The sequence below is a fragment of the Streptomyces sp. NPDC000345 genome, assembly GCF_042898825.1.
Lineage (GTDB): Bacteria > Actinomycetota > Actinomycetes > Streptomycetales > Streptomycetaceae > Streptomyces.
Genome location: NZ_JBIAZE010000012.1, coordinates 100,305 through 120,837, shown reverse-complemented (window position 1 = coordinate 120,837; position 20,533 = coordinate 100,305). Strand labels below are relative to the sequence as shown.

Genomic DNA, 20,533 nt, shown 5'->3' with positions numbered 1-20,533 from the left:
CTTGAGAACACCGGCGGGCAGTCGGACAGTGGGATGCATGAGCCGTCACCGACGCCCACCGCGCAGGTCGCCGTGGATCGTGGGCGCGGCAGCCGTCCTCGCGTTGGGCGGCCTGGGCGTCTGGGCGCTGACAGCGTCGAACGACGGCAACCCTCGACCGGCGCCCTCGGCCTCGGGCGACATCTCCCTGCCGACGCTCGATCCACTGCCCTCCCTGACGGCCGCCCCGGAGACCACCGCCACGACGCGTCCCTCACCCACGGACACCCCCGACTCCCGGCCCACGGCCACGGCGGGGCACCCGACGCGTCCCGGCGGCCAGGCGTCAGCCGGACGCAGCACATCCCCCACCTCGCCGTCCTCGGGAGTGCCGCGGACGGCATCGGCGCCGACGCCGTCCGCGACGCCCACCCGGTCACCCCAGCGTGCGCTCACCGCGACCGGGGTGCCACGACCGACGCCGACCGTGTCCGCCGCGTCTTCGGCCCCGGCCCCGGTACCGACACCGACGCAGTCACCGACGCCCGGAAGCAGCTCCCCGGCGACGACCGTCTGGTACACGTCTCCCGTGGCCGAGGCCGCTGCCCGCCGCATGGCCGCATCGGGGACGGTCGGTGACCCGGCGTGCTCGCTGTCGGCCACGGGTGACCCCGACCCAGGACTCGTGCCGCGGGTCAGCCGTATCGGCGTGGGTACCTACGACGGCTACTGGTGCCTGATCTGGTAGAAGTCGCGGAGAGCCGCCCGGCGCGCTTCTGCGGTGGATGCCGCACGAGCCGCGCACGCGCGACCGCGCCACGGACGTGCGGCCTGTCGGCTACTGGTCGCCCAGACCGGTGGCGCGTTGGTCCACCTCGGCCTCCGAGCGCCGTACGCCCGTGAATCGTGTGGGCCGGAACGACCGCAGGAGGTCCTGTTCCTGATCGGTTGTCATCTCGGCGGCGACCAGGCGTCCCAGAACCGGCGCCAAGGTGATCCCGCTGTGCGAGACGAGGCAGTAGACGCGGGACTGCGCGGAGGCATAGCCGGCGACGGTGTGGCCGTCCGCGGGCAGTGACCGCAGCCCGACGCGCAGATCGATCCTCGGTGCCCGGCTCGGGTCGGTCAGCAGTGCGGAGAACCGCCGGGCGAGGGTGCGCGCGATGTCCCCGTCCACGGACGGAGGATCGGCCGGATCGACGTCGGCGTTCAGGTCGAGAGCCTGCAGGACGGTGTGCCCGGTGCCCGCGGGGCGGAGATTGAGGCCCGGGCTGTGGATCACACAGCGCAGGTCGAGTGCCGGGGACCTGGCGTACCCGAGTAACCCGACGGTCTGCGCTCCGCGACCGGTGTCCGTCACCATGGGGACGTCGATCCCGGCCCGTGCGGCGAGCCGTTCCGTCCAGCGCCCTGCCGCCAGGACGACTCGATCACCCCGGTGGACCGCACCTCCGGCCAGGGTGACAGTCACCTTGTCAGGCGCGTCGTCGATGGTGACGACCTCGCCGAGCGCGTACGTCGCCCCGTGCTGCTCGGCGTCCGTCAGCAGGTTGTTCACCAAGAGGTCCGGCAGGACGTATCCCTCACCGGGGAAGTGCGCGAGGGACGAGATGGTCGCCGGGATCCGCAGGTCGCCCGCGATCCGTGTCGCCTCGTCACGCGTGACCCAGCGAGCGGGGTAGCCGAGGGACCGCAGTCGTTCCACGCTGGCGGCGAGCCGCTGCTCGGTCGCGGCGTCCGCCCACTGCAGCGCACCGCTCGGGAAGTACGACGGCGCGCCGGGCAGTTGCCCGGCGAGCCTTGCGTGTTCCTCCATCCCCGCGAGGTTCAGACGGTGGTAGTCCGGGTCGGGCTTCCGGCTGGAGTTGATCCAGGCGAAGGTGGTCGCGCTCGTACCCGTGCCGGCTCCCCGCTGTTCGAGCAGGAGGACGTCTTGGCCGGCGAGGGCGAGCTGCCTCGCGACGCTCACCCCCAGCACGCCGGCACCGATGATGATGACCTTCATTGTCTGCGCGTCTCCTTTCCGGCAGCGACACGCTGCTCAGAGGCCGGGGACCGGAAGCTCCAGGAAGAACTCGGCGGTTCCCGGACGGACGAGGGTCGTGACGACCTCGACGGTGCTTCCGTCTTCGGCACGCAACTCCCTGCGCCTCATCAGCGCGGGCGTTCCGGTCTCGCTGTGCAGCAGAGCGGCGTCACGCTCGCCGAGGGCCACGGGGTCGAGGTAGAGCCGGATCGCGTCGACCGGTACTCCTCTGCGCTGCAGATACCGCAGGGTGACGACGTCCTCGAGGTTCTCGTTCAGCAGGTCGGGGGCCACGGCGAAGAGCAGGACGTGCCGCTCGACCGACTGGGGCTGCTCGCGTACGTCGAGCTTGCGGCGGACCAGCTCCACCACGGCCGTGTCCGCGGAGGCACCGGGGAGGGCCAGGACGGCGTCGGCGGCCCTGACGATCCGCGCGGAGACCACTTCGTGTCTGCCGGGTGCGCCCTTCGCGGCCGCGGCGGGGGTGACGAAGTTGAGCAGATTGATCTGCCGCCTCACGTCCGCGACGAACGTTCCGTGGCGCCGCCGACGGATCGCCAGTCCCGCCTCGGCCAGGTCGTTGAGGACCCGTTGGGCCGTGGCGCGGCTGACACCGTGCTCGGCGGAGAGATCCTTCTCGGTCGGCAGCCGCGCGCCAGGGGGCAGTTCCCCGGCCCGGATCTTCGCTTCGAGCTCTCGCCTGATCTGAACGTAGAGTGGCGCGGTCACCATAAGACCGTACAATCAGTCAATTGACCGGTCAATAGGCTTGTCACGGCAGGGGGCAGGCGGGGGCGGTGCCCTCATCTGACCGCGGTGAGTGTCGCGTAGACCACGACGTTGCCCTGGTATCCGGTCTGCTCGGCATAGCCGCCGCCGCAGGTGATCACCCGTAGTTCGGCCCGCTCGGAGCTGCCGTACACCTTCTCGCTCGGGAAGCGTTCCTTGTCGTAGACCTCGACGGCGTCGACGGTGAACACGGCTGTGCGCTGGTCCGCCCGGTCGATCTCGATCGTGTTGCCCCTGGCCAGGGCGCCGAGCCCGTAGAAGACGCCCGGTCGGCCGGTGCGCAGGTCCACGTGGCCCGCGGTGACGGCCGTCCCGGCGGATCCCGGTGCCGTGCCCTCCCCGTACCAGCCGGCGAGGCCGGGCTGGTCGGCGGGCGGGGGTTCGAGCGCCCCCGAGGAGTCGAGGTGCAGCGTGGTGACGGGGGCGTCCACGTCGATGACGGGGATCCGGAGCCGGAGCGGTTCGGCGGGCGGCAGCGGGGAGACCGCGAGGCCCGCCGGAGCGACGGTGCGGTGTGCCGTGGGGCCGGGCAGGGGGGAGAAGGCCTGGCCCGCTGACGGCTGTGGTGGCTGCTCGTCGCGGAGCGCGCCGGCCACCAGGAGGACGCCCGCCACGAAGGTCCAGGCCAGAAGCTTGATCGAAGGGACGAACGACGAAGAGGAAGCGCGGGGGGTGTGCCTGGTTGCCATCGCGGTCGGGTCTTTGCTCGCAGCGGGGGACGGGGGAGGCGACTGCTTCCCGCGCGGCTCCCGGGAGAAGGGGGGATCCCGGGAGCCGACGGGGGATACGGACGGTCAGTTCGGGTTCCGGTTCGCGCGGTGACGCATCCTCACCAGCCCACCCCCCGCGGCCGCGGCGACCAGCGCCGCGCCCAGAGCGAGCTGCGGGGCCGTGTTCCCCGACTGTCCGAAACCGGCCTCGACGGCACCGTCGGGTCGGCGTGCCGTGAGCTCGTACGAATCCGTGATCCTGGTCCGCGGTGGGCACTTGACGGTGACGGTGTCGGTGCCGGGCGAGGATCCTTCCGGCACGGTGAACTCGCCGGTGAGCACACCCTTGCTCGCGCCCTCGAAGAGGTGGAACGCCCCTGCCACCTCGGACTCGCCCTTGCCGTAGGTCTCCGCCCCGCAGGCGGTGGTGCTGACGGTGACCGTGGAACCGTGGGCGGTCTGCCGCGAACGGATGTCGAGACCTGAGTCACCGGCAGCAGCGGCGACGGGAGCTTGCAGAAACAGGGCACCGGCCATCAGGCCGATCCCGATGCCGACGTGTGTGTAGCCCACGAGATCCCTCCAACGGAACAGAGTCCGGCTTGTCTGTGCGGCGCCTGTGTCGTACGCCACTCAGGAGGCAACCGACGCTGTGTCACCTCCGCAACAGGACGCATCGCCTCACGCGTCGCCCAGGCGGACGTATCGCCTACGGGGCAACGGCGTTTACACAGGTCAGGGACGTCGGAATCGGGAGGGAGGAGAAAACGCCCCAGGTCGGCGAACAGCCTAACGATCACGGGTGAGGGCGGGGCGTTCGCGGGGAACAGTGTGGTGAGCCGAGGGCGAAAGGAGCACCGGTGCGGGAGCGGTGGAGGCGGAGCAGCAGTGGACGGGAGGTCAGGACATGCCGGACGCCGACGCGTTCATGAACCGGCTGAACCCCGAGATGTGCGTGGTGACGGCTGCCGCGGGGCAGGAGCGGTCGGGGTGCCTGGTCGGGTTCTCCGCTCAGTGTTCCATGCGGCCGGTGCGGTTCGTCGTGTGGCTGTCCAAGGCCAACCACACCTACACGGTGGCGCGTAGGGCGCGCCACCTCGCCGTTCATCTGCTCACCCGCGACCAGCACGAGCTGGCGGCCCGCTTCGGCGGGGAGACGGGGGACCGGGTGGACAAGTTCACGCAGGTGCGCTGGACGCGGGCGCTCGGCGGGGCCGTGGTGCTGGAGGACACGGCCGCCTGGTTCGTCGGCACCGTCGAGGGGCACCTCGACGGGGGTGATCACGTGGGGTTCGTCGTGGAGCCCGTGCAGTGGGGCGAACGCGCCGACGGACCTCTGCTGAGGCTCGGCGACTGTCTCGACATCAGTCCCGGTCACCCGGTGGACTGACCGGGGCCGGGACTGTGCCGGCTGTCCCGCGGCGACTTCTGGACCGGTCGCGCGGTGGTGGATCGGGGCGGACGGGGGAGCCGGCCGCCGTGTCACCGACGCGGCGGCGGGCTGACGGATGCGTTGTGGTCCAGGAGGAGAGGGTCGGGGAGATCGGCGGCGGGGTTCATGCGCAGCAGGGTGTGGACCACTCCGGCGAGGCCGGCCATGAGGCTGGGAGAGAAGGCCTCGCGCGCCAGGCCGCCGGTGGGGCCGCGTTGTTCGAGGCTCGTGAGGATCTCCGCGTCGAGAGGGGCGGTGTGGGCGGGGTCGAGGGCGGTGAGCAGCTCCCAGAGGCCCAGGTCGCCGTGGCAGAGCGTGTGGCTCCAGCCGAAGCCCTCGGCGGTGCACGCCCGGGCGGCGCGGCGCGCCATGTCGAGGTGCGCGGGATCGCCCGTGCGCCGGTGGAGGTCGAGCATGGCGATGCCGACGCCCGCGCTGCCGTGGCACCAGCTGGTGAAGAAGTCCTCCTCGGCGCCGACGCGGGCGTCGAGCCAGTTGCCCTGGCGGGGTTGCCAGAGAGATTCCTGGTAGGCGAAGGCCTGCTCGGCGAGGTGTCTCCAGCCGTCGCGTTCCGCGGCGGTGCCCGCCTCGCTGAGCGAGAGACGCGCCAGAGCCCAGCCGATGCCGGTGGCCCCGTGGGCGAAGCCGCCGATGCCCTGGGGGTTGAGCCGGGTGGTCCAGCGGGCCCCGGCGTCGTCGACGACGGCCAGTCCGCTCAGCCGGCGGCCGATGCGGGCGGCCGCGGCCAGCCAGCGGTCCTGTCCGGTCGCGGCGGCCAGACCGAGCAGCGGGACGACGGCGCCGGCGGCACCGTTGAGCAGGTCGACCTCGACGTCGTTCGCGACGAGCGGGCCCTGTGCCAGGGGCAGCGCCCGCAGGGCGGCTCTGCGCAGCAGCCAGCCCTCGCCGAGAACCCGGTGCAACGCCAGCCACGTCCACACCTGGGACGCGGCACCGCTGAAGGCCCCGGCCGAGGGCGGCACGGGCGTCCGGTCCTCGGTGCTGATCAGAACCCTCAGCGCCCCGTTGAAGGTGTCCGTGACGCCGGGGACCTCGTCGGCCCGGCCGGCCCGCACCTCGGCCACATACTCCGCGAGTGCCAGCGCGACGCCGCCCTGCCCCGTGTAGAGGTCGGCGGGCAGCACCCTGATGGACCATCCGGCGGGCGTGAAGACGGGGCTGATCCAGGTGACGGTGCCGTCCGCGCCGCGCACGGCCCCGTCACACAGCCGCTCCACCATCCGCGCGGCCAGGTCGCGCCGGCGCCGTTCCCGGTCGCGGGCGTGCGGATCGCGGGCGGCGGCCTGCACCCGCCCGGGCAGCGACCGTTCGTTGAGGTAGGCGCCGACCAGGGCGTCCTGGATCACCGATTCCTCCAACGGCAGGTCGGCCGTGTGCCAGTCCTCCAGCGTGGCCTCCACGGCGGCCTTGTCCACGGTGAACGTGCACATCGGCACATCGCCGACAAGGAGGTCGGAGATCTCGGCGTCGATCGCCGCGCGGTCGGTGGGCGCGCCCGGGAGTACCGCGGCGTTGCGGCGCAGGATGTCCCTGGCCCGTTCGACGGCTGTGGGCTCGTCGTGCAGCGAGGCCGGATGCCACAGCATCCGGCCGATGTCGACGTAGGCCTGGGTGGGCCGCAGGATGCGGCGCGCCTGGACGCCTTCGAAACGGCGCAGCAGTCCGTAAGGGTCCGTGCCGGGGCGTCGCAGGTGTGCGGTCATCTCGCGGAACCCCGCGAGGATCCGGTCCCAGTACGCGCTCAGCACCGGGGTCGGGCTGGGATGGTTGCCCGCGGTGGGCATGGCCACCAGGTCGACCTCGAAGCGGGCGGCGCCCGTGCCGCCCTCCGCGATCACGGGGTGGGGGATCAGCGGCTGCTGGCCGGGCAGTGCCCCGACCCCGGAGATGTCGACCCCGCCGAGCGCGAAACCGGTACCGCGCACCGGCAGCAGTCCGGTGCGCAGCACGGTGCGGCGGATCGCCGCGGCCGCCACGTCCACCGCGTCGCCGCACCCGCTGGGCGGGAACGGGGCGGGGGAGTCGAAGAGGGTCTCGGCGTCGACGATCACCGGGACCGGGCCGGCCGCGATCATGTTCTCGGCGTGCATGTCGGTGCCGCCGGCCAGGCGCAGCACGGCCAGCCAGTGCCCGATGTTGCGGTAGAACACGGCGAGTTCGGCGTCGTCGGCGCAGTAGCGGTGGTGGACGAACTCGGCCCAGCCGTAACCCTCGCGTGCCACCGTCCGCGGGACCCGGATGCGCTCGTGCGGCGCCGGGGCGTCGGTGAAGCCGGCGAACACGTCCTCCAGCAGGGAGCCCAGCGCCCCGTCGATGAGGGAGGAGCGGGGCTTGTACATGACGCTCGCGTCGTCGACATCGACCCGGCTGACGGTCAGTCCGCCCCGGTGGGTGTCGCCCGCCCCGAAGGTGACGGCCCGCAGCCGTACCGCGGACCCGCCGCACAGCGGCCGCAGGAGTTCCCGGTCCGCGGCGAACCGCTCGGCGAAGCCGGCCGTCGCGGCCACCGACAGCCGCGCGACCGATGCGATCCGGCGGCCGACGACGGGATAGCGGCCGGCCAGCCGGTCGAGGTAGCCCTCCTCGGCGGCCTGCTCGATGAACGCGGCCCATGTCTGCGTGTCGGATCCGGCGGCTTCCTCCGCCCGACCGGCCGGCACACCGTCCGCCGCGATGCGCAGCGCGTGCAGTTCGATCAGGAACAGCCGGGAAAGCTTCGCGTGCAGGGACCTCAGCAGCGCCGTGTGACCGGCCTCCAGGACGACGTCCCGTTCCCGGGCGCTGAGGGAGTCCACGTCCGCCAGCCGCCGGGCGAGTTCCTCACGCCACGGGCGGCCGAGGGTGCGTACGGGACCGGCGAACCACTCGGTCTCGTCCTCGTCCGCCGGCTTCACCGGAGCCGATCCGTCCACCATCCACCGTCCCTGTTCCGCGATATGCGCGCTCGCCTGCCGAGGCGCCCGGAGGAGGAGAGGGGAACTGCGCCGCCCACCCCGGACAAGCCCGCTCCCCAAGGGCGGTACGCGTTCCGGTACGGTGCAGTTCCCCCACTCCCGTCGTTCCACCTCACTCCTGCGGGCGTCCGCGAAGAGACTCAGCCCGCGGGCGACGGCCGACCACGCGCCCCGGAGAAGGCCTTGCACAGGGGAGAGCCCTCCGCCGAGGGCCGCACACGTGACTCAGACGATCAGCAGCACCAACTGCCGCGCGACCCGCTCGGGCTGGAACAGAAGCCGTAGAGGGAGTCGCTCGGATCGGTGAGCGCGGCCTCGGCGGCGGCGCCACCGACGTAGAGCGGCCCGGCGGGGTTGACCTGTCCGTACGCGCTCTCGGCACCTGACAGCCAGGCTTCGAGCACGGCGTTGTGAACACTGATCTGTGGCATCAGCGGCCTCCGGAGACGGAAATTCGGGACGGATTGCCCAGCCCCGAGTATCGCCGCGTTCGAACATCCGTCAGACGGCTAATCCGGCCACAGTCAGGTGGTGTCGGCGTGGCGTGATGCCATCACCGGTGCGGACGGGACGAGGGCCGGCGTCCGCACCGCGCCGCCTCCCCGGACATGCTGACGGCTCCCGTCCTGCGAACAGGAGAGGGAGCCGTCCAGGCGTGCCGGAGGCGTGCGCCTCAGCGGGTCAGGCGTGCCGGTGCGAGTGCCGGTTGCCGGTGACGAGGCGGTAGAGGAGGAGCAGGATGACGGAGCCGGCGATCGCGGCGATCCAGGTGGAGAGGTCGAAGAATCCGTCAATGGAGTCGACCCCGAAGATTACCTTGCCGAGCCAGCCGCCGAGCAGACCGCCGACGATGCCGATGAGCATGGTGACGATGATGCCGCCGGGGTCCTTGCCCGGCATCAGGGCCTTGGCGATGGCGCCGGCGAGCAGGCCGATGATGATCCACGCGATGATGCCCATGGTGCGTCTCCGCTTCTCCGTATGAAGACTGTGTCAACTCGTCGTGTGCACCCATTACGTCCGAACAAACGTCTCTTCTCCCTCACGGTTGTGCCGGTGCCCGATCGAGACGGCCGGTGTGATGCCGGGATCCGGGCCCGGCCGGGCGACCACCCTCTGCGTGCGGGCGGCGCCGCCCGAGCCGGGGATCAGCCGGGTGAACGGAGCCGCCCTGCCAGGATGCGCAGGGTGCCGGGCAGGGGATCGGCCCGCCGCCCTGACCAGGCAGCACGGGCACATGGGGTGATGTTGCGGAAACTCGGGGAAAAAGTTGCGACAGCCGATGGGAGGTTGTCGTGAAGGGTGAAGATCTGGAACTGGGCGAGTTGCTGGCCGCTGCGGAGGCGGCCCCGCCCGGTGAGTCCGTCGACGTGGTGGCACGCGATCTGCAAAAGCGATTCGGTGCGGAGCGCGTGTCCTTCCTGTTCGTCGACCTCGTCGGCCAGCGACTGGTGAGACTTGCGGCGGCCGACGGCGATGGCACGGACCGTGCCGAGCCGATCGACCTGCGAGGCAGCGTCTACGACAGCGTCCTGCAGAGCCAGCGCCAGCTCGCGGAACCGGACGGGCAGGGCGGACAGCGCGTCATCACGCCGGTCACCAACCGCGGCGACTGCATCGGTGTCCTGGAGGTGACCCTGCAGGCCGCCGACGACACCGTGCTGCGACAGGTCCGCGACGCGGCACACGCACTGGCCTACATCATCGTCACGGACCGGCGATTCACCGATCTGTACCACCTGGGCCGTCGCACCACCGAGACCAGTCTGGCCGCGGAGATCCAGCACCAACTGCTTCCCTCGGCCGCCTGCTGCGAGGCGGACCAGTTCACCCTCGCCGCAGGGCTGATCCCGGCGGACGACATCGGTGGCGACACCTACGACTACACCCTCGACCGCGACACCCTGCACCTGTCCATCACCGACGCCATGGGCCATGACACCAACTCCGCCCTGCTGGCCACCTTGCTGGTCGGCGCACTGCGGCGGGCCCGTCGCAGCGGCTGTGACGCCCTCGACCAGGCCCACCACGCGCACCAGGCCCTGCTGAGCCACAGCCGCGGCCTGGCCACCGGCCAGTTGCTGTGCGTCGACCTCGAAACAGGCCGGTGCGAACTCATCAACGCCGGCCATCCCTGGCCCCTGCTGCTGCGCGACGGCACCGTCGAGGAGGTCAGACTCGCCGTCAACCTCCCGTTCGGTGTGGCGGCACCGCTCACCTACCGCTTGCAGGAACTGCAACTGCGGCCCCGGGACCGCCTGGTGCTGCTCACCGACGGCATGCAGGAGCGCGGTGCCGCAGCCGTCGACCTGGCCTCGGTCGTCCGCGACACCCGCGCGCTGCATCCTAGAGAAGCCGTCCGGAGCCTGACCGGCGCGGTGCTCGACGCCTGCCACGGCAACCTCAAGGACGACGCCACGGTCCTGATACTGGACTGGCACGGCAACCCCCGCCGACAGGACGGAAAGAGACCGGGCGTGAACGCCTGAAGCTCGGCGGGAGCTGGACCGGCACCTTCCGCTCCAGCCCCAGACCCCGACCCCGGTCACACCGCCTGACTAGACGCGGTCCTGGAAGACGCAGCTCCACACGTGCGTGCCCGCGACGCTGCCGTCGGCGCGCACCGCCTCCAGGGTGTAGAAGTGCGTGGTCCCCCGGGCGGCCGTGGTGTCCGTGTAGGCGCGGGTCTCCGCCGGCAGCGGTTCATCGTGCAGCGGCTCGTACGCGTTCGTGGCCGCGTTCCAGCGGCTGATCCGGTAGCCCGCGACGGTGTCGCACTCCGCCGTCCTGTCGCACCGCCAGTTGATGGACGGCCCGTTCTCGTCGGGTCCGCCGATCACGGTGCCGTAACCCATGCTGCCGAGGTCCCAGTCCCGGGTGACCGTCACGGACGGCCGGAGGTCCCGTTCGGTGGCCTGGACGACCGTGACCCTCGGGTCGCTCGGGGGCAGCGCGTTGCCCCAGAGGTCCCTGGCGACCACCGCGTACACATACGTCTCGCCGTCCGGCAGGTCGCCGCAGAGGACGGCGAGCGGGTCGCTCGTGCCCTCCCGGCAGGAACTGGACCCGAGCCACTTGACCGTGCCGTCGGGCTGCCGGGCGCCGGTCCAGACCGCGTAGCGCTCGACGTCGTCCTCGGCCGGGGCCGCCCAGCTCACCAGCACACCGTCGGCGCGTGGGGTGGCCTGCACGCCGGTGACCGGGCCGGGCGCGACGCGGTCGCCGGTGCGGACGACGAGCGGGGCGGACAGCGCCGACTCGTTTCCTGCCGGGTCCACCGCCGCGACCGCGTAGGTCACATACGTGCCCTCGGGCATGTCCAGGTCGCGGCAGATGCCGCCGGTGCTGGTCTCGTCGCTCTCCTCGGCGCATGTCACGCGGGTGAGCGCGGCCGGGTCGAGGGTCCTGCCGGACGAGCGGTAGACGTGGTACGTCCCGCCGTTGTCGAAGTCCTCGTAGAAGCCGTCGGGCTGCTTCCAGTACACGTCGGTGTAGTCGACGCGGACGACGGAGCCGACGGAGACCGGGGACTTCGGCGGCGTCCGGTCGACGCCGTCACCCGTGACCGCGGCGTACGCCGACGGGTTGCCCAGCGCGTCGAGGGCGCGGACCCGGTAGTACCGGACGGTGTTCACGGGTCCGTCGGTGCGGTACGACGTCGTGGTCGTCGTGCCCAGCAGCTCGAACGGGCCGGTGGCCGCGGAGGCGGCGTACACCTCGTACGTCGCGGCGTCGGCGTCCCCCCGCCAGGCCAGGGTGGCCCACCACGCGTCGCTGACGACCGTGAGACCGGCCGGCGCGGCCGGGCCCGTGCGGTCCACGGTCGCGGCGGTGGCGTCGAGGCTGCCGGCGGACTCGCGGCCCGCCTTGTCGACGGCGCGGATCTCGTACAGGAAGGTCTGGCCCGTGGCGGGCGGCGCGTCCACGAAAGAGGGAGTGGTGAGCAGCGACGAGCCGCTGACCTTTGCCCACTGGGTGGTGCTCAGCCGGCGGTACACGCGGTAACCGGCGAGGTCCATCTCCTTGTTCGCCGCCCAGCGCAGCATGGTCTTCGCGGTGTCCCGGTTGTACGCGGCGGTGACGCCGGTCGGGGCGAGCGGCTTGACGGTGTCGACGGCGGCCTCGGTGCGCGGGGTGTACGTGAACGCGGCCTGGGCGAGGCCGGTCCAGGCGACGTAGTCGACGCGGAGCGTGTGGTTGCCGGCCGGGACGGTCAGGTCGACGGTCTTGCGGGCGGTCGTGGACACGTTCTTCCACAGGTCGATCCTCCGCACGCCGTCGACGTAGACGCGCATGCCGTCCTGTGTGGCGGCGGACAGCCGGAAGGGGCCGCCGGAGCCGAAGTCCCGGGTGAGCGACCAGCGGACGGAGAAGTTGTCCCTGGGCAGCGTGACGCCGGCCGGGTCGCCGTACCCGTAGTTCTCGGCGATGGCGGAGTCGCAGGCGGTCAGCTTCGGCGTGCCGCTGAAGGTGGAGTTGCCGAAGTACTGCGCCTTCCAGACGGGGGAGGCGCAGGTGACGGCCGCGGAGGCCGGGGCGGCGGTGATCAGGCCGCCGGTGGCGGCGAGGGCGGCCGTCGCGGCCGGCGCGATCAGCCGGGTACGAGTCATCACAGAGAGCAGGGCCCCTTCCGGACCAGTGGGCAACAGGTGACACAGGTGACGCCTGTGTGACCCATGAGGAGGGGACAGGGTTGCCCCGCCCCCTCACCTTTCCCACGGACGCTCCCCACGCGTCGGCCTCAGCCGGGCGTCGGCCGTGACCGGGAGGCGTCCGGGGAGCGCCCGGCCGCCGCCCCGCTCCACGGCCGCGTCTGCGAGGAGCACACCCGGGCCGCCCTCCATGCCCACTGATCCCGCCCTGCCGGGGAACCGCCGGCCCGCGCATCGCACGTCGCTCGACGGCCGGCGTACCGACCGCGCTGCGCGCACAGCGCTCAAGGCGCCGTCAGCCGCGTCCCCCGGCGTATCGGTCCCCGGGCGTATGAGTCCCCGGGCGTATGAGTCCCCGGCTTGGCGGTGTGTCAGGCCGAGGCCCTTCCCCGAACCGCTCGTGGGCCTGCCCGGCCCCGGTCGGGGAGCCGGCTCATCGGCGCCCGCGCAGCTTCCGTACCAGCTCCTGCGCCTGAGCGCGGCGGCGTGGGTCGGCCGCGGTGCGGCGCGCCTGCGCGATCGTCCGCCGGCCCTGCGGACTCCTCACGAACTGCTTGATGCGTGCGACGACTCCGCCCACGACACACTCCTTCCGCCCGGGTGCGCTGCTCTTCTGAGGCACCGTCTCGTTCTCGGCTACCCGGTGACCGGCCGTCCACCCGCTTCCGGCACGGCACGGCGCGGTCTGTGTCACGACCCGGCAACGGCCCGGTGACCGCGGCAACCGCCGATTGGCCGGAAATCGTTTGTGCCTGCGACAGTCACCGTCCATCGCACTCACCAGACAGGATCGTCATGGCCACCTCCACGAAGTCCGACCGGCACAGACCCGGCACCCTTCTCCGCACAGGCGTGATCGGTGCCTCCGCCGCCGTCCTCGCGGTGGTCCTCACCGCCTGCAACGGGGACGGGACCTCCACGGCGGCCCCCTCCGCAGGGAAGACGGCGACGGCACAGCCGAGCGGCAGCGGCGCGACGGCCGGTGCCGAACCCGCCGGCAAGCCCACGACGGGCACGGGCAGCGGCGGATCGTCGACATCCGCGGCCCCGGAGCCCGCCTCCTCGGCACCGGTCCCGGCCGATCCGATCGCCTCGGGCAGCACGGGCGGCGACGACGGCTGCGACCACAAGATGCCCATCTCACCCGACGAGGTGGCGGTCTACCGGTACACCCCCGAAGGAGGCTCCCTGAGCCTCATCGTCAAGTACGGCAACTGGGGTTGCGCCCCGGCGGACTCCGACGGCGCGCCCTTCGAGACGGTGGGCAAGGAAACGTACCTTCCCCTGGACCAGGCGGCGTACATCACCGTCACCAACCCCATCGTGGAGAGCACCGAGAACCAGCACATCGGTGTCCAGGAGTTCCTGGACTGGCTGGAAGCCCATCCGAACAGCGGACTGGTGTTCAAGTACCACCTGGGCGCCGACGGGGCGATCGACCGTCTGGACGAGGAGTTCACTCCCTGAGCGGCCGTGCCGCGACCTCTCCCGGCCGGGCCCGCCCCGACGTACCGGCCGAGGCCGGGCCCCAGCCCGGCCCGGCCGTCCGCCGACCGCGTCGAGTACGGCGGGCAGCGCCGCGCGGAATGGATCACTGACGGGCGCCCGGCGGACGACCGGGGCACGCGACCGCGCCGGAACAGCGTGGCGTGTCGGCCGAGGACTCCTCGGGCGCACCGCCTCGGCGGGCAGCGCCCCGGGCACGGACGAACGGCGGCCGGCCTCGGCCCGGCGGAAGCCGGCGGCGGTCTCGCGCGGTACGCACCGCGAGCCCAGGGCCTCCGCCGAGCCGGGCGAACCCCTCGGCCGCCCCGCCGGGAAGCGGGGCGAGGCCGTGCCGCCAGGCGCCCGGATGTGGGTTTTCCACTCGTATGGGCATACGGGGAGGGGAGCAGGGAAGGGCCGGGCACGGCTGGACACGCCGGTGACGAGCGGCTGCCGGGCGGCCTGATCAGCAAGGAGCGTCACGATGACGGGGCCGGAGCACGCGGAGACCGCCCGCGGGCGGTGCGTGCCGGCAGGCCCCGCCGCGCTGGACGCGATCGGCGCCGGCGCCTATGTGGTCGACGAGCAGGGCTGCATCATCGCCGTCAACGCCCGCGCCGAGCAGCTGCTGGGCCGGCCCGCAGGGCACCTCATCGGCCACGACGCGCACGACCTGCTCCACCGCGGTCCGCACGGGCAACTGCTGCCGAGAACCCAGTGCGCCATGCGGCAGGCGTTCCACGCGGGACGCACGGCCCAGGCCGACGAGGACTACTTCGCACACGCCGACGGGTCCGTGCTGCCCATATCCTGGCTGATCACTCCGTACGACATCGGCGACCGTCAGAGCGGCACGCTCATCGTCTTCCACACCCCCGAGCATGCACAGGACACCGGCACCGCCCCGCGACCGGAGCCGACGGCCCAGCCGCTGTCGGAACTGCAACGGCTGGCCCTGCTGGCCGAGACCACCGCGCAGCTGACCTCGACCCTCGACGTCGACGAGGCGCTGCAGCGACTGGTGGCGCTGGTCGTGCCCCGGCTGGCGGACTGGGTGATCGTCGACCTGATCACCGAGCGTGACGAGGTGTGGCGCACCGTCGTGGTCCACGCCGACGGCGACGCTCTCGTGCGGCACGAGGACCTGCAGGGCCCGATGCCGCCGGTTCCCGAGGAATCCCCGATGCCGCTGTCCAGAGCGTTGCGCGGCGTCGCCTCCACCCTGGCCGGCCCGCAGACCTACCAGGGGCCACCGGACTCCGGCATCGCGGTCGAGCAGCGCCGCCTGTTCGACGCCACGGGGATGCACTCCGCGGCCATCGCCCCCATCCGCAGCACCCGCTCCGTCCTGGGTGCGCTGACCTTGGGCCGCGCCACCGCACCGACGGACTTCGCCCCCACGGACCTCCCTCTGATCGAGGACATCGCACGGCGTGCCGCCCTCGCCCTGGACAACGCCCGCCTCTACCAGCGCCAGCGCAAGGTGGCCGAGACCATGCAGAACCATCTGCTGCCCCAGATGCCGAGCGTTCCGGGCCTGCAGATGACCGTCCGCTACCTGCCCGCACCCGACGCCTCACAGGTGGGCGGCGACTGGTACGACGCCTTCGCCCTGGCCGACGCGTCCACCGCCCTGGCCGTCGGAGACGTCGTCGGCCATGACCTGGAGGCGGCCGCCGGCATGGCACAGGTGCGCAACATGCTCCGCGCCTACGCCTGGTTCCAGCAGGAACCCCCCAGCCTGATCGTCGAACGGCTCGACGAGGCGATCCAGCACATCACCGACGTCACCATGGCCACCATGATCTTCGCTCGGGTCGAACCGGCCCACGACGGGCACTGGCGGCTGTCCTGGACGAACGCGGGTCACCCTCCACCGCTGCTGATCAGCCGGGACGGCCTGACGCACTACCTCACCGACGGCCACGGCATCCTGCTGGGCACCCGGACAGACACCCGGCGCCCCGACGCCACCGTGCTGCTCCCGCCCGGCTCCACCCTGGTGCTGTACACCGACGGCCTCATCGAAGCGCCTGGCCAAAGCCTCGACACGGGCCTGGACCGACTGCGTCAACACGCCGCCGCTCTCGCCCACCGGCCCCTTGCCTCGTTCGCCGACCAGCTACTGCGCCGGGTCAGGCCCACCGACAACGACGACGACGTCGCCCTTCTGACCCTGCGCGTACCCAAAGGCTGACGATCTCCAGTACCGGGGCGTCCGCCCCAGGTCAGCGGAGCGTCCCCTGCCGCCGCTTCTTGACGAACCGCCTGCCCACTGGTGCCACGAAGGCGAGCACCCCTGCCGCCAGGGCCCAGTGCTGCCAGCGCCAGAGCGGATTCCGCCAGTGCCAGAACGGGGCGGGTGCGGCCTCGACGGGGATCGCGGCGCGGTCGTTGCCGGGCACGGGGTCGGCCGGACCGTACACGGTGACGGAGCCCTCGGCACCGGGTGTCCGCTTGTCGATGCGGATGTGGAAACCGATCGTGATCGAGGAACCGGGCCCTGGGGCACTCCGGTTCGAGAGGTCGCACAGGAAGAAGTAGTTGTCCCTGTCCTGCGGCGGCCGGCACGAGTACGTCCGGTCGTCGTCGTCCCCCTCCCAGGGAATGGAGGTGATCGTGGTCCCGGGCGGCGGTACCACCGCGAAGGATCCGAGGCTCTCGCCGTCGGGGGTGCCCGGCCCCAGATTCGCCACCCCGAGCCGGACCACGACGGTGTCCCCCACCCTGCCCCTGACGGGTTCCGTGACAGGGGTGTAGTCGGACGACGAGGACGACGAGGAGGGCTGGGACACGCCGATGGACGCGACGGGCGCCATGGCGACGTCGGCCCGGAGAGCGGTCCGATCCGCCGGTGCCTGCCGGGGCTGCGCCCACCCCAGTCCGGTCGCCGTCACGAGAGCGGCCAGGGACGTGACGGCGGCGCCGATCCGGCGCACGACGGGACGCTCGGCCACGGGCCCGTGCCTTGCTGCTCTCACATCGCCACCGGGCGCCCGTGCCGCGGGCCGCCGGTCATGCCAGGTCTCCGCAGTCGACGGGGAGTTCGGCCAGACGCCACTCCAGCATGCCGTCGTTGAGCCGGATCGCGCGGCGGCCGTGGTCGGTCAGCAGGCGTACGGCATCGTGTGCGAGCACGCAGTATGCGCCCCTGCAGTACACGACGATCTCCGACTCCTCGGGCAACTCACCGATCCGGTCGGCCAGTTCATCGACCGGGATGCAGACCGCGCCCGGGATGTGTCCGGCCCGGTACTCCTCGGACGGCCGTACGTCCAGCACCACCACGTCCCCGGCCGCGACACGGGCCCGGAGTTCCTCGCGGGTGACCTCGGCCGCGCCGTCCTCGCCGAGGTAGGCGTCACGGGCGGCGGGTACGGAGGCCTGGTGGCGCTCGGCGACCTTGCGCAGCAGCGCGAACAGCTGGGCCACGTCGTCCCCGGCGAGCCGGTAGTGGATGCGCACGCCCTCTCGGCGGGTGGTGACGAACCCGGCCTGCTTGAGGGTCTGCAGATGCGCCGAGGCCGTCGTCAGGTTCAGCCCGGCCACCTTGGCCAGGGCGTCGACCGTGCGCTCGCCCTGGGCGAGCAGGTCGAGTAGCTCCAGACGCTTTCCGCTGGCCAGGGCCTTTCCGCCGGCTGCGAAGGCGTCGTACAGCCGTGCCTTCGTACCGGTCGTGGTGTTTCCCGCCAAGGTATCCTCCATAAATCCATGGAATAGTGTAGTTGCCGACGGGGGATGTGACGACACGCCCTCTCGCTCTCGCATCCGAATCCTGGAGGACCCGATGGGCTTCGCCGACGACCGTCTGACGCCACTGGTCGACGAAGGTCTGGGCAACAGCGCCTACCTCGTCGACCTCGGCGACGGCCGCGCCCTGGCCGTGGACGCGAGCCGCGACCTGCGAGCTGTGCGAGAGGCCGCCGAGCGGCGCGGCCTGAGCGTGGCGTACGCGGCTGACACACACCTGCACGCCGACTTCCTCTCCGGCGCCCTCCAGCTCGCCCGCGACGACGGCGCCCGCGTCCTGGCCTCCGCCGCAGGACGGCGAACCTTCCCCCACACGCCGCTGGAAGACGGCGACGAGACGGACCTCGGCGGCCTGACCCTGCGGGCCCTCGCCACTCCCGGCCACACGGACGAGCACCTGTCCTTCCTGCTCCTGGACGGCAAGCGCGCACTCGGCGTCTTCACGGGCGGCTCGCTGATCGTGAACTCCGCCGCCCGCACCGACCTCCTCGGCGCGGACCGCACCGAGGAACTCGCCCGCGCCCAGTACCGCTCACTCAGGCGTCTCGCCGCGCTGCCGGACGAGGTCGCGCTCTGGCCCACCCACGGGGCCGGATCCTTCTGCTCGGCGCCGCCCGGCAGTGAGCGCACCTCCACCATCGGGGAGCAGAAGCAGACCAATCCGCTGCTGGCCGCTCCGGACGAGGACACCTTCGTACGTCGGCTGGCAGCCGGCCTGGGCAGCTACCCCGCCTACTTCGGCCGGCTCGCCGAGGCCAACCGGCGCGGCCCCGCCGTCCTCACCTCCACCCCGCTGCTGCCCTCCCTCGACGCCGGACAGGTCAAGTCGCTGCTTTCCGACGGCGGTCAGGTGGTCGACGTGCGACCGGCGGCCGACTACGCCGTCGGCCACATCCCCGGCTCCCTGTCCGTCCCGCTGCGCGGCCAGTTCGCCACCTGGCTGGGCTGGCTCCTGCCCGACACCGCCCCGCTCGCCTTCGTCACCGGCGACGACCAGGATCTGGACGAGATCGTCTGGCAGGCATACAAGATCGGCTACGAACGTCTCGCCGGACGCCTCACCGGCGGCATGCCCGCCTGGCTGGCTGCCGGGAACCCACAGGCCACCACCGCGTTCGTCACCGCCGACCGCGCCGGGACGCGCCCCTACCTCGACGTACGGCAGGAAGCGGAGTACGCGGCCGGGCATGTGCCCGGTGCCGTACACATCGAGCTCGGCGGCCTTGCCGCTCAGGCCGTCGATGCCCCCGCGCGGCCGGTCGTGGCCTGCGGCCACGGCGAGCGCGCCATGACCGCCGCCAGCCTGCTGGAACGCGCGGGCCACACCGACATCGCCGTCCTCGACGGCGGACCGGCCGACTACGCGGCGGCCCACGACCAGCGGCTCACCCAGGACACGGACGGCATCAGCGAGTGAACGCCACGCCCACGACCACCGCACCGGTCGACGCCTCCGGGCGGCCCGTCCGCCTGGGCCTGCGGGAGAACCGGCTCCAGTTCACCCTGCTCGTCGTCGTCAACGTCTGCGTCGGCGGCCTGGTCGGTCTGGAACGCACCACCGTCCCGCTGATCGGCACCGACGTCTTCGGCCTGACCAGCGACCTGGCTGTTTTCTCCTTCATCATCGCCTTCGGCGTCACCAAGGCACTGACCAACCTCGCCGCCGGCGCCCTCACCTCCCGCTTCCGCCGCAGGCAACTCCTCGTCTCCGGCTGGCTGATCGGCATCCCCGTGCCCTTCGCCCTCGCCTGGGCGCCCTCCTGGGGCTGGATCGTCGCCGCCAACGTGCTGCTCGGCCTCAACCAGGGCCTGGCCTGGTCGATGACCGTCAACATGAAGATCGACCTCGTCGGCCCCGCTCGGCGGGGACTGGCAACCGGCCTCAACGAGGCCGCCGGCTACACCGCAGTCGGCGCCACCGCCCTGCTCACCGGCTACCTCGCCACCACCCACGGCCTGCGCCCCACCCCCGAACTCATCGGCGTCGTCTTCGTCGCCGCCGGACTCGCCCTGTCCCTCGTCGTCCGCGACACCGGCGCTCACGTCGCTCTCGAACTCGCCCGGCACACCGCGCCCCTGCCCGCGGGCGAGGACACCGGCCTGAAAGCCACCTTCGTCCGTACCTCCTGGCGCGACCGCTCCCTGCGGGGCGCCAGCCAGGCCGGCCTGGTCAACAACCTCAACGACGGCCTGGCCTGGGGCGTCTTCCCCCTGCTCTTCACCGACCACGGCCTCGGCCTCGCCGCCGTCGGCCTGATCAAGGGCGTCTACCCGATCGTCTGGGGTCTCGGCCAGATCCCCACCGGCCACCTCGCCGACCGCATCGGCCGCAAACCCCTCGTCGTCACCGGCATGCTCGTCCAGGCCGTCGGCTTCGTCCTGGCCCTCGCGCTGCTCGACCGGCCCCTGCTCGCCGGGATCCTTTCCGCGGTGTTGCTCGGCCTCGGCACCGCCATGGTGTACCCCGCCCTGATCGCCTCCGTCTCCGACCACGCCCACCCCGCGTGGCGCGCCAACGCCCTGGGCGCCTACCGCTTCTGGCGCGACATCGGCTACGCCGCCGGCGCCCTGGTGGCCGGCATCCTCGCCGATGCCTTCGGGCTCGACGCCACGGTCATCGCCGCCGCCGTCCTCACCGCGGCCTCGGGCCTGCTCGCCGCCCGCTGGATCAGCGAACACCGCCCCGACGCCCACTGAGCCCGGCCCCCTTCTTCCCTGCAGGGTCCGCTGAGCCG

The 20,533-nt window shown here is 72.3% G+C and carries 19 protein-coding genes; 7 read left to right on the top strand and 12 right to left on the bottom strand.

Annotation, left to right across the window (positions count from 1 at the left end; genetic code table 11):
- Positions 1-45: 45 nt before the first annotated feature.
- On the bottom strand, positions 46-561 hold the full coding sequence (locus ACFY30_RS27220) for a hypothetical protein (RefSeq protein ID WP_390847764.1): 516 nt from the start codon (positions 559-561) through the stop codon (positions 46-48).
- 7 nt (positions 562-568) lie between these two features.
- On the opposite strand from ACFY30_RS27220, the gene ACFY30_RS27215 reads away from it, so the two are divergent.
- On the top strand, positions 569-727 hold the full coding sequence (locus ACFY30_RS27215) for a hypothetical protein (RefSeq protein WP_390847763.1): 159 nt from the start codon (positions 569-571) through the stop codon (positions 725-727).
- A gap of 90 nt (positions 728-817) precedes the next feature.
- On the opposite strand, the gene ACFY30_RS27210 is transcribed toward ACFY30_RS27215, so the two are convergent.
- From ACFY30_RS27210 to ACFY30_RS27195, 4 genes are all read right to left on the bottom strand, one after another.
- Positions 818-1,984, bottom strand: coding sequence for an NAD(P)/FAD-dependent oxidoreductase (locus ACFY30_RS27210; RefSeq protein ID WP_390847762.1), 1,167 nt, complete (start codon positions 1,982-1,984; stop codon positions 818-820).
- Between the two features lie 36 nt (positions 1,985-2,020).
- Positions 2,021-2,737 carry a GntR family transcriptional regulator gene (locus ACFY30_RS27205; RefSeq protein ID WP_390847761.1) on the bottom strand — a complete coding sequence of 239 codons (717 nt, stop codon included), beginning with the start codon at positions 2,735-2,737 and terminating at the stop codon, positions 2,021-2,023.
- A 71-nt stretch (positions 2,738-2,808) separates the two neighbouring features.
- A complete protein-coding gene (locus ACFY30_RS27200; RefSeq protein WP_390847760.1) occupies positions 2,809-3,483 on the bottom strand; it encodes a class F sortase in 675 nt (224 codons plus the stop codon).
- Positions 3,484-3,588: 105 nt separating this feature from the next.
- Positions 3,589-4,077 (bottom strand): sortase, encoded by a 489-nt coding sequence (locus ACFY30_RS27195; protein ID WP_390847759.1) that lies wholly within the window; start codon positions 4,075-4,077, stop codon positions 3,589-3,591.
- 334 nt (positions 4,078-4,411) lie between these two features.
- On the opposite strand from ACFY30_RS27195, the gene ACFY30_RS27190 reads away from it, so the two are divergent.
- Positions 4,412-4,894: a flavin reductase family protein gene (locus ACFY30_RS27190; RefSeq protein ID WP_390847758.1), complete on the top strand. Its 483-nt coding sequence runs from the start codon at positions 4,412-4,414 to the stop codon at positions 4,892-4,894.
- A 92-nt stretch (positions 4,895-4,986) separates the two neighbouring features.
- Here ACFY30_RS27190 and ACFY30_RS27185 read toward each other — a convergent pair whose 3' ends face one another.
- The 3 genes from ACFY30_RS27185 to ACFY30_RS27175 all read right to left on the bottom strand — a co-directional run bounded on the left by ACFY30_RS27185 (position 4,987) and on the right by ACFY30_RS27175 (position 8,871).
- Positions 4,987-7,872, bottom strand: coding sequence for a type 2 lanthipeptide synthetase LanM family protein (locus ACFY30_RS27185; RefSeq protein WP_390847757.1), 2,886 nt, complete (start codon positions 7,870-7,872; stop codon positions 4,987-4,989).
- Positions 7,873-8,144: 272 nt separating this feature from the next.
- Complete coding sequence (locus ACFY30_RS27180) at positions 8,145-8,342, bottom strand: DUF6229 family protein (RefSeq protein ID WP_390656957.1); 198 nt, start codon at positions 8,340-8,342, stop codon at positions 8,145-8,147.
- 250 nt (positions 8,343-8,592) lie between these two features.
- The gene (locus ACFY30_RS27175; protein WP_390847756.1) at positions 8,593-8,871 is read right to left on the bottom strand and encodes a GlsB/YeaQ/YmgE family stress response membrane protein; all 279 of its coding nucleotides are present in this window, start codon (positions 8,869-8,871) and stop codon (positions 8,593-8,595) included.
- 335 nt (positions 8,872-9,206) lie between these two features.
- Here ACFY30_RS27175 and ACFY30_RS27170 point away from each other — a divergent pair, with 335 nt between their 5' ends.
- Positions 9,207-10,400, top strand: a complete 1,194-nt coding sequence (locus ACFY30_RS27170) for a PP2C family protein-serine/threonine phosphatase (RefSeq protein WP_390847755.1) — start codon at positions 9,207-9,209, stop codon at positions 10,398-10,400.
- Positions 10,401-10,469: 69 nt separating this feature from the next.
- Here ACFY30_RS27170 and ACFY30_RS27165 read toward each other — a convergent pair whose 3' ends face one another.
- Both ACFY30_RS27165 and ACFY30_RS27160 read right to left on the bottom strand, forming a co-directional pair.
- Positions 10,470-12,521: a fibronectin type III domain-containing protein gene (locus tag ACFY30_RS27165; RefSeq protein ID WP_390847754.1), complete on the bottom strand. Its 2,052-nt coding sequence runs from the start codon at positions 12,519-12,521 to the stop codon at positions 10,470-10,472.
- A 475-nt stretch (positions 12,522-12,996) separates the two neighbouring features.
- Positions 12,997-13,143 carry a hypothetical protein gene (locus tag ACFY30_RS27160; protein WP_390822268.1) on the bottom strand — a complete coding sequence of 49 codons (147 nt, stop codon included), beginning with the start codon at positions 13,141-13,143 and terminating at the stop codon, positions 12,997-12,999.
- A 215-nt stretch (positions 13,144-13,358) separates the two neighbouring features.
- On the opposite strand from ACFY30_RS27160, the gene ACFY30_RS27155 reads away from it, so the two are divergent.
- Positions 13,359-14,030: a hypothetical protein gene (locus ACFY30_RS27155; protein ID WP_390847753.1), complete on the top strand. Its 672-nt coding sequence runs from the start codon at positions 13,359-13,361 to the stop codon at positions 14,028-14,030.
- Between the two features lie 502 nt (positions 14,031-14,532).
- Positions 14,533-16,245, top strand: coding sequence for a SpoIIE family protein phosphatase (locus tag ACFY30_RS27150; RefSeq protein ID WP_390847752.1), 1,713 nt, complete (start codon positions 14,533-14,535; stop codon positions 16,243-16,245).
- Between the two features lie 31 nt (positions 16,246-16,276).
- On the opposite strand, the gene ACFY30_RS27145 is transcribed toward ACFY30_RS27150, so the two are convergent.
- Both ACFY30_RS27145 and ACFY30_RS27140 read right to left on the bottom strand, forming a co-directional pair.
- The gene (locus ACFY30_RS27145; RefSeq protein WP_390847751.1) at positions 16,277-17,005 is read right to left on the bottom strand and encodes a hypothetical protein; all 729 of its coding nucleotides are present in this window, start codon (positions 17,003-17,005) and stop codon (positions 16,277-16,279) included.
- Positions 17,006-17,063: 58 nt separating this feature from the next.
- Positions 17,064-17,741 (bottom strand): ArsR/SmtB family transcription factor, encoded by a 678-nt coding sequence (locus tag ACFY30_RS27140; protein WP_390847750.1) that lies wholly within the window; start codon positions 17,739-17,741, stop codon positions 17,064-17,066.
- Positions 17,742-17,835: 94 nt separating this feature from the next.
- Here ACFY30_RS27140 and ACFY30_RS27135 point away from each other — a divergent pair, with 94 nt between their 5' ends.
- Positions 17,836-19,215 carry a rhodanese-like domain-containing protein gene (locus ACFY30_RS27135; protein WP_390847749.1) on the top strand — a complete coding sequence of 460 codons (1,380 nt, stop codon included), beginning with the start codon at positions 17,836-17,838 and terminating at the stop codon, positions 19,213-19,215.
- On the top strand, positions 19,212-20,495 hold the full coding sequence (locus ACFY30_RS27130) for an MFS transporter (protein ID WP_390847748.1): 1,284 nt from the start codon (positions 19,212-19,214) through the stop codon (positions 20,493-20,495). The genes ACFY30_RS27135 and ACFY30_RS27130 overlap by 4 nt, the downstream gene beginning before the upstream one ends.
- Positions 20,496-20,533 lie beyond the last annotated feature (38 nt).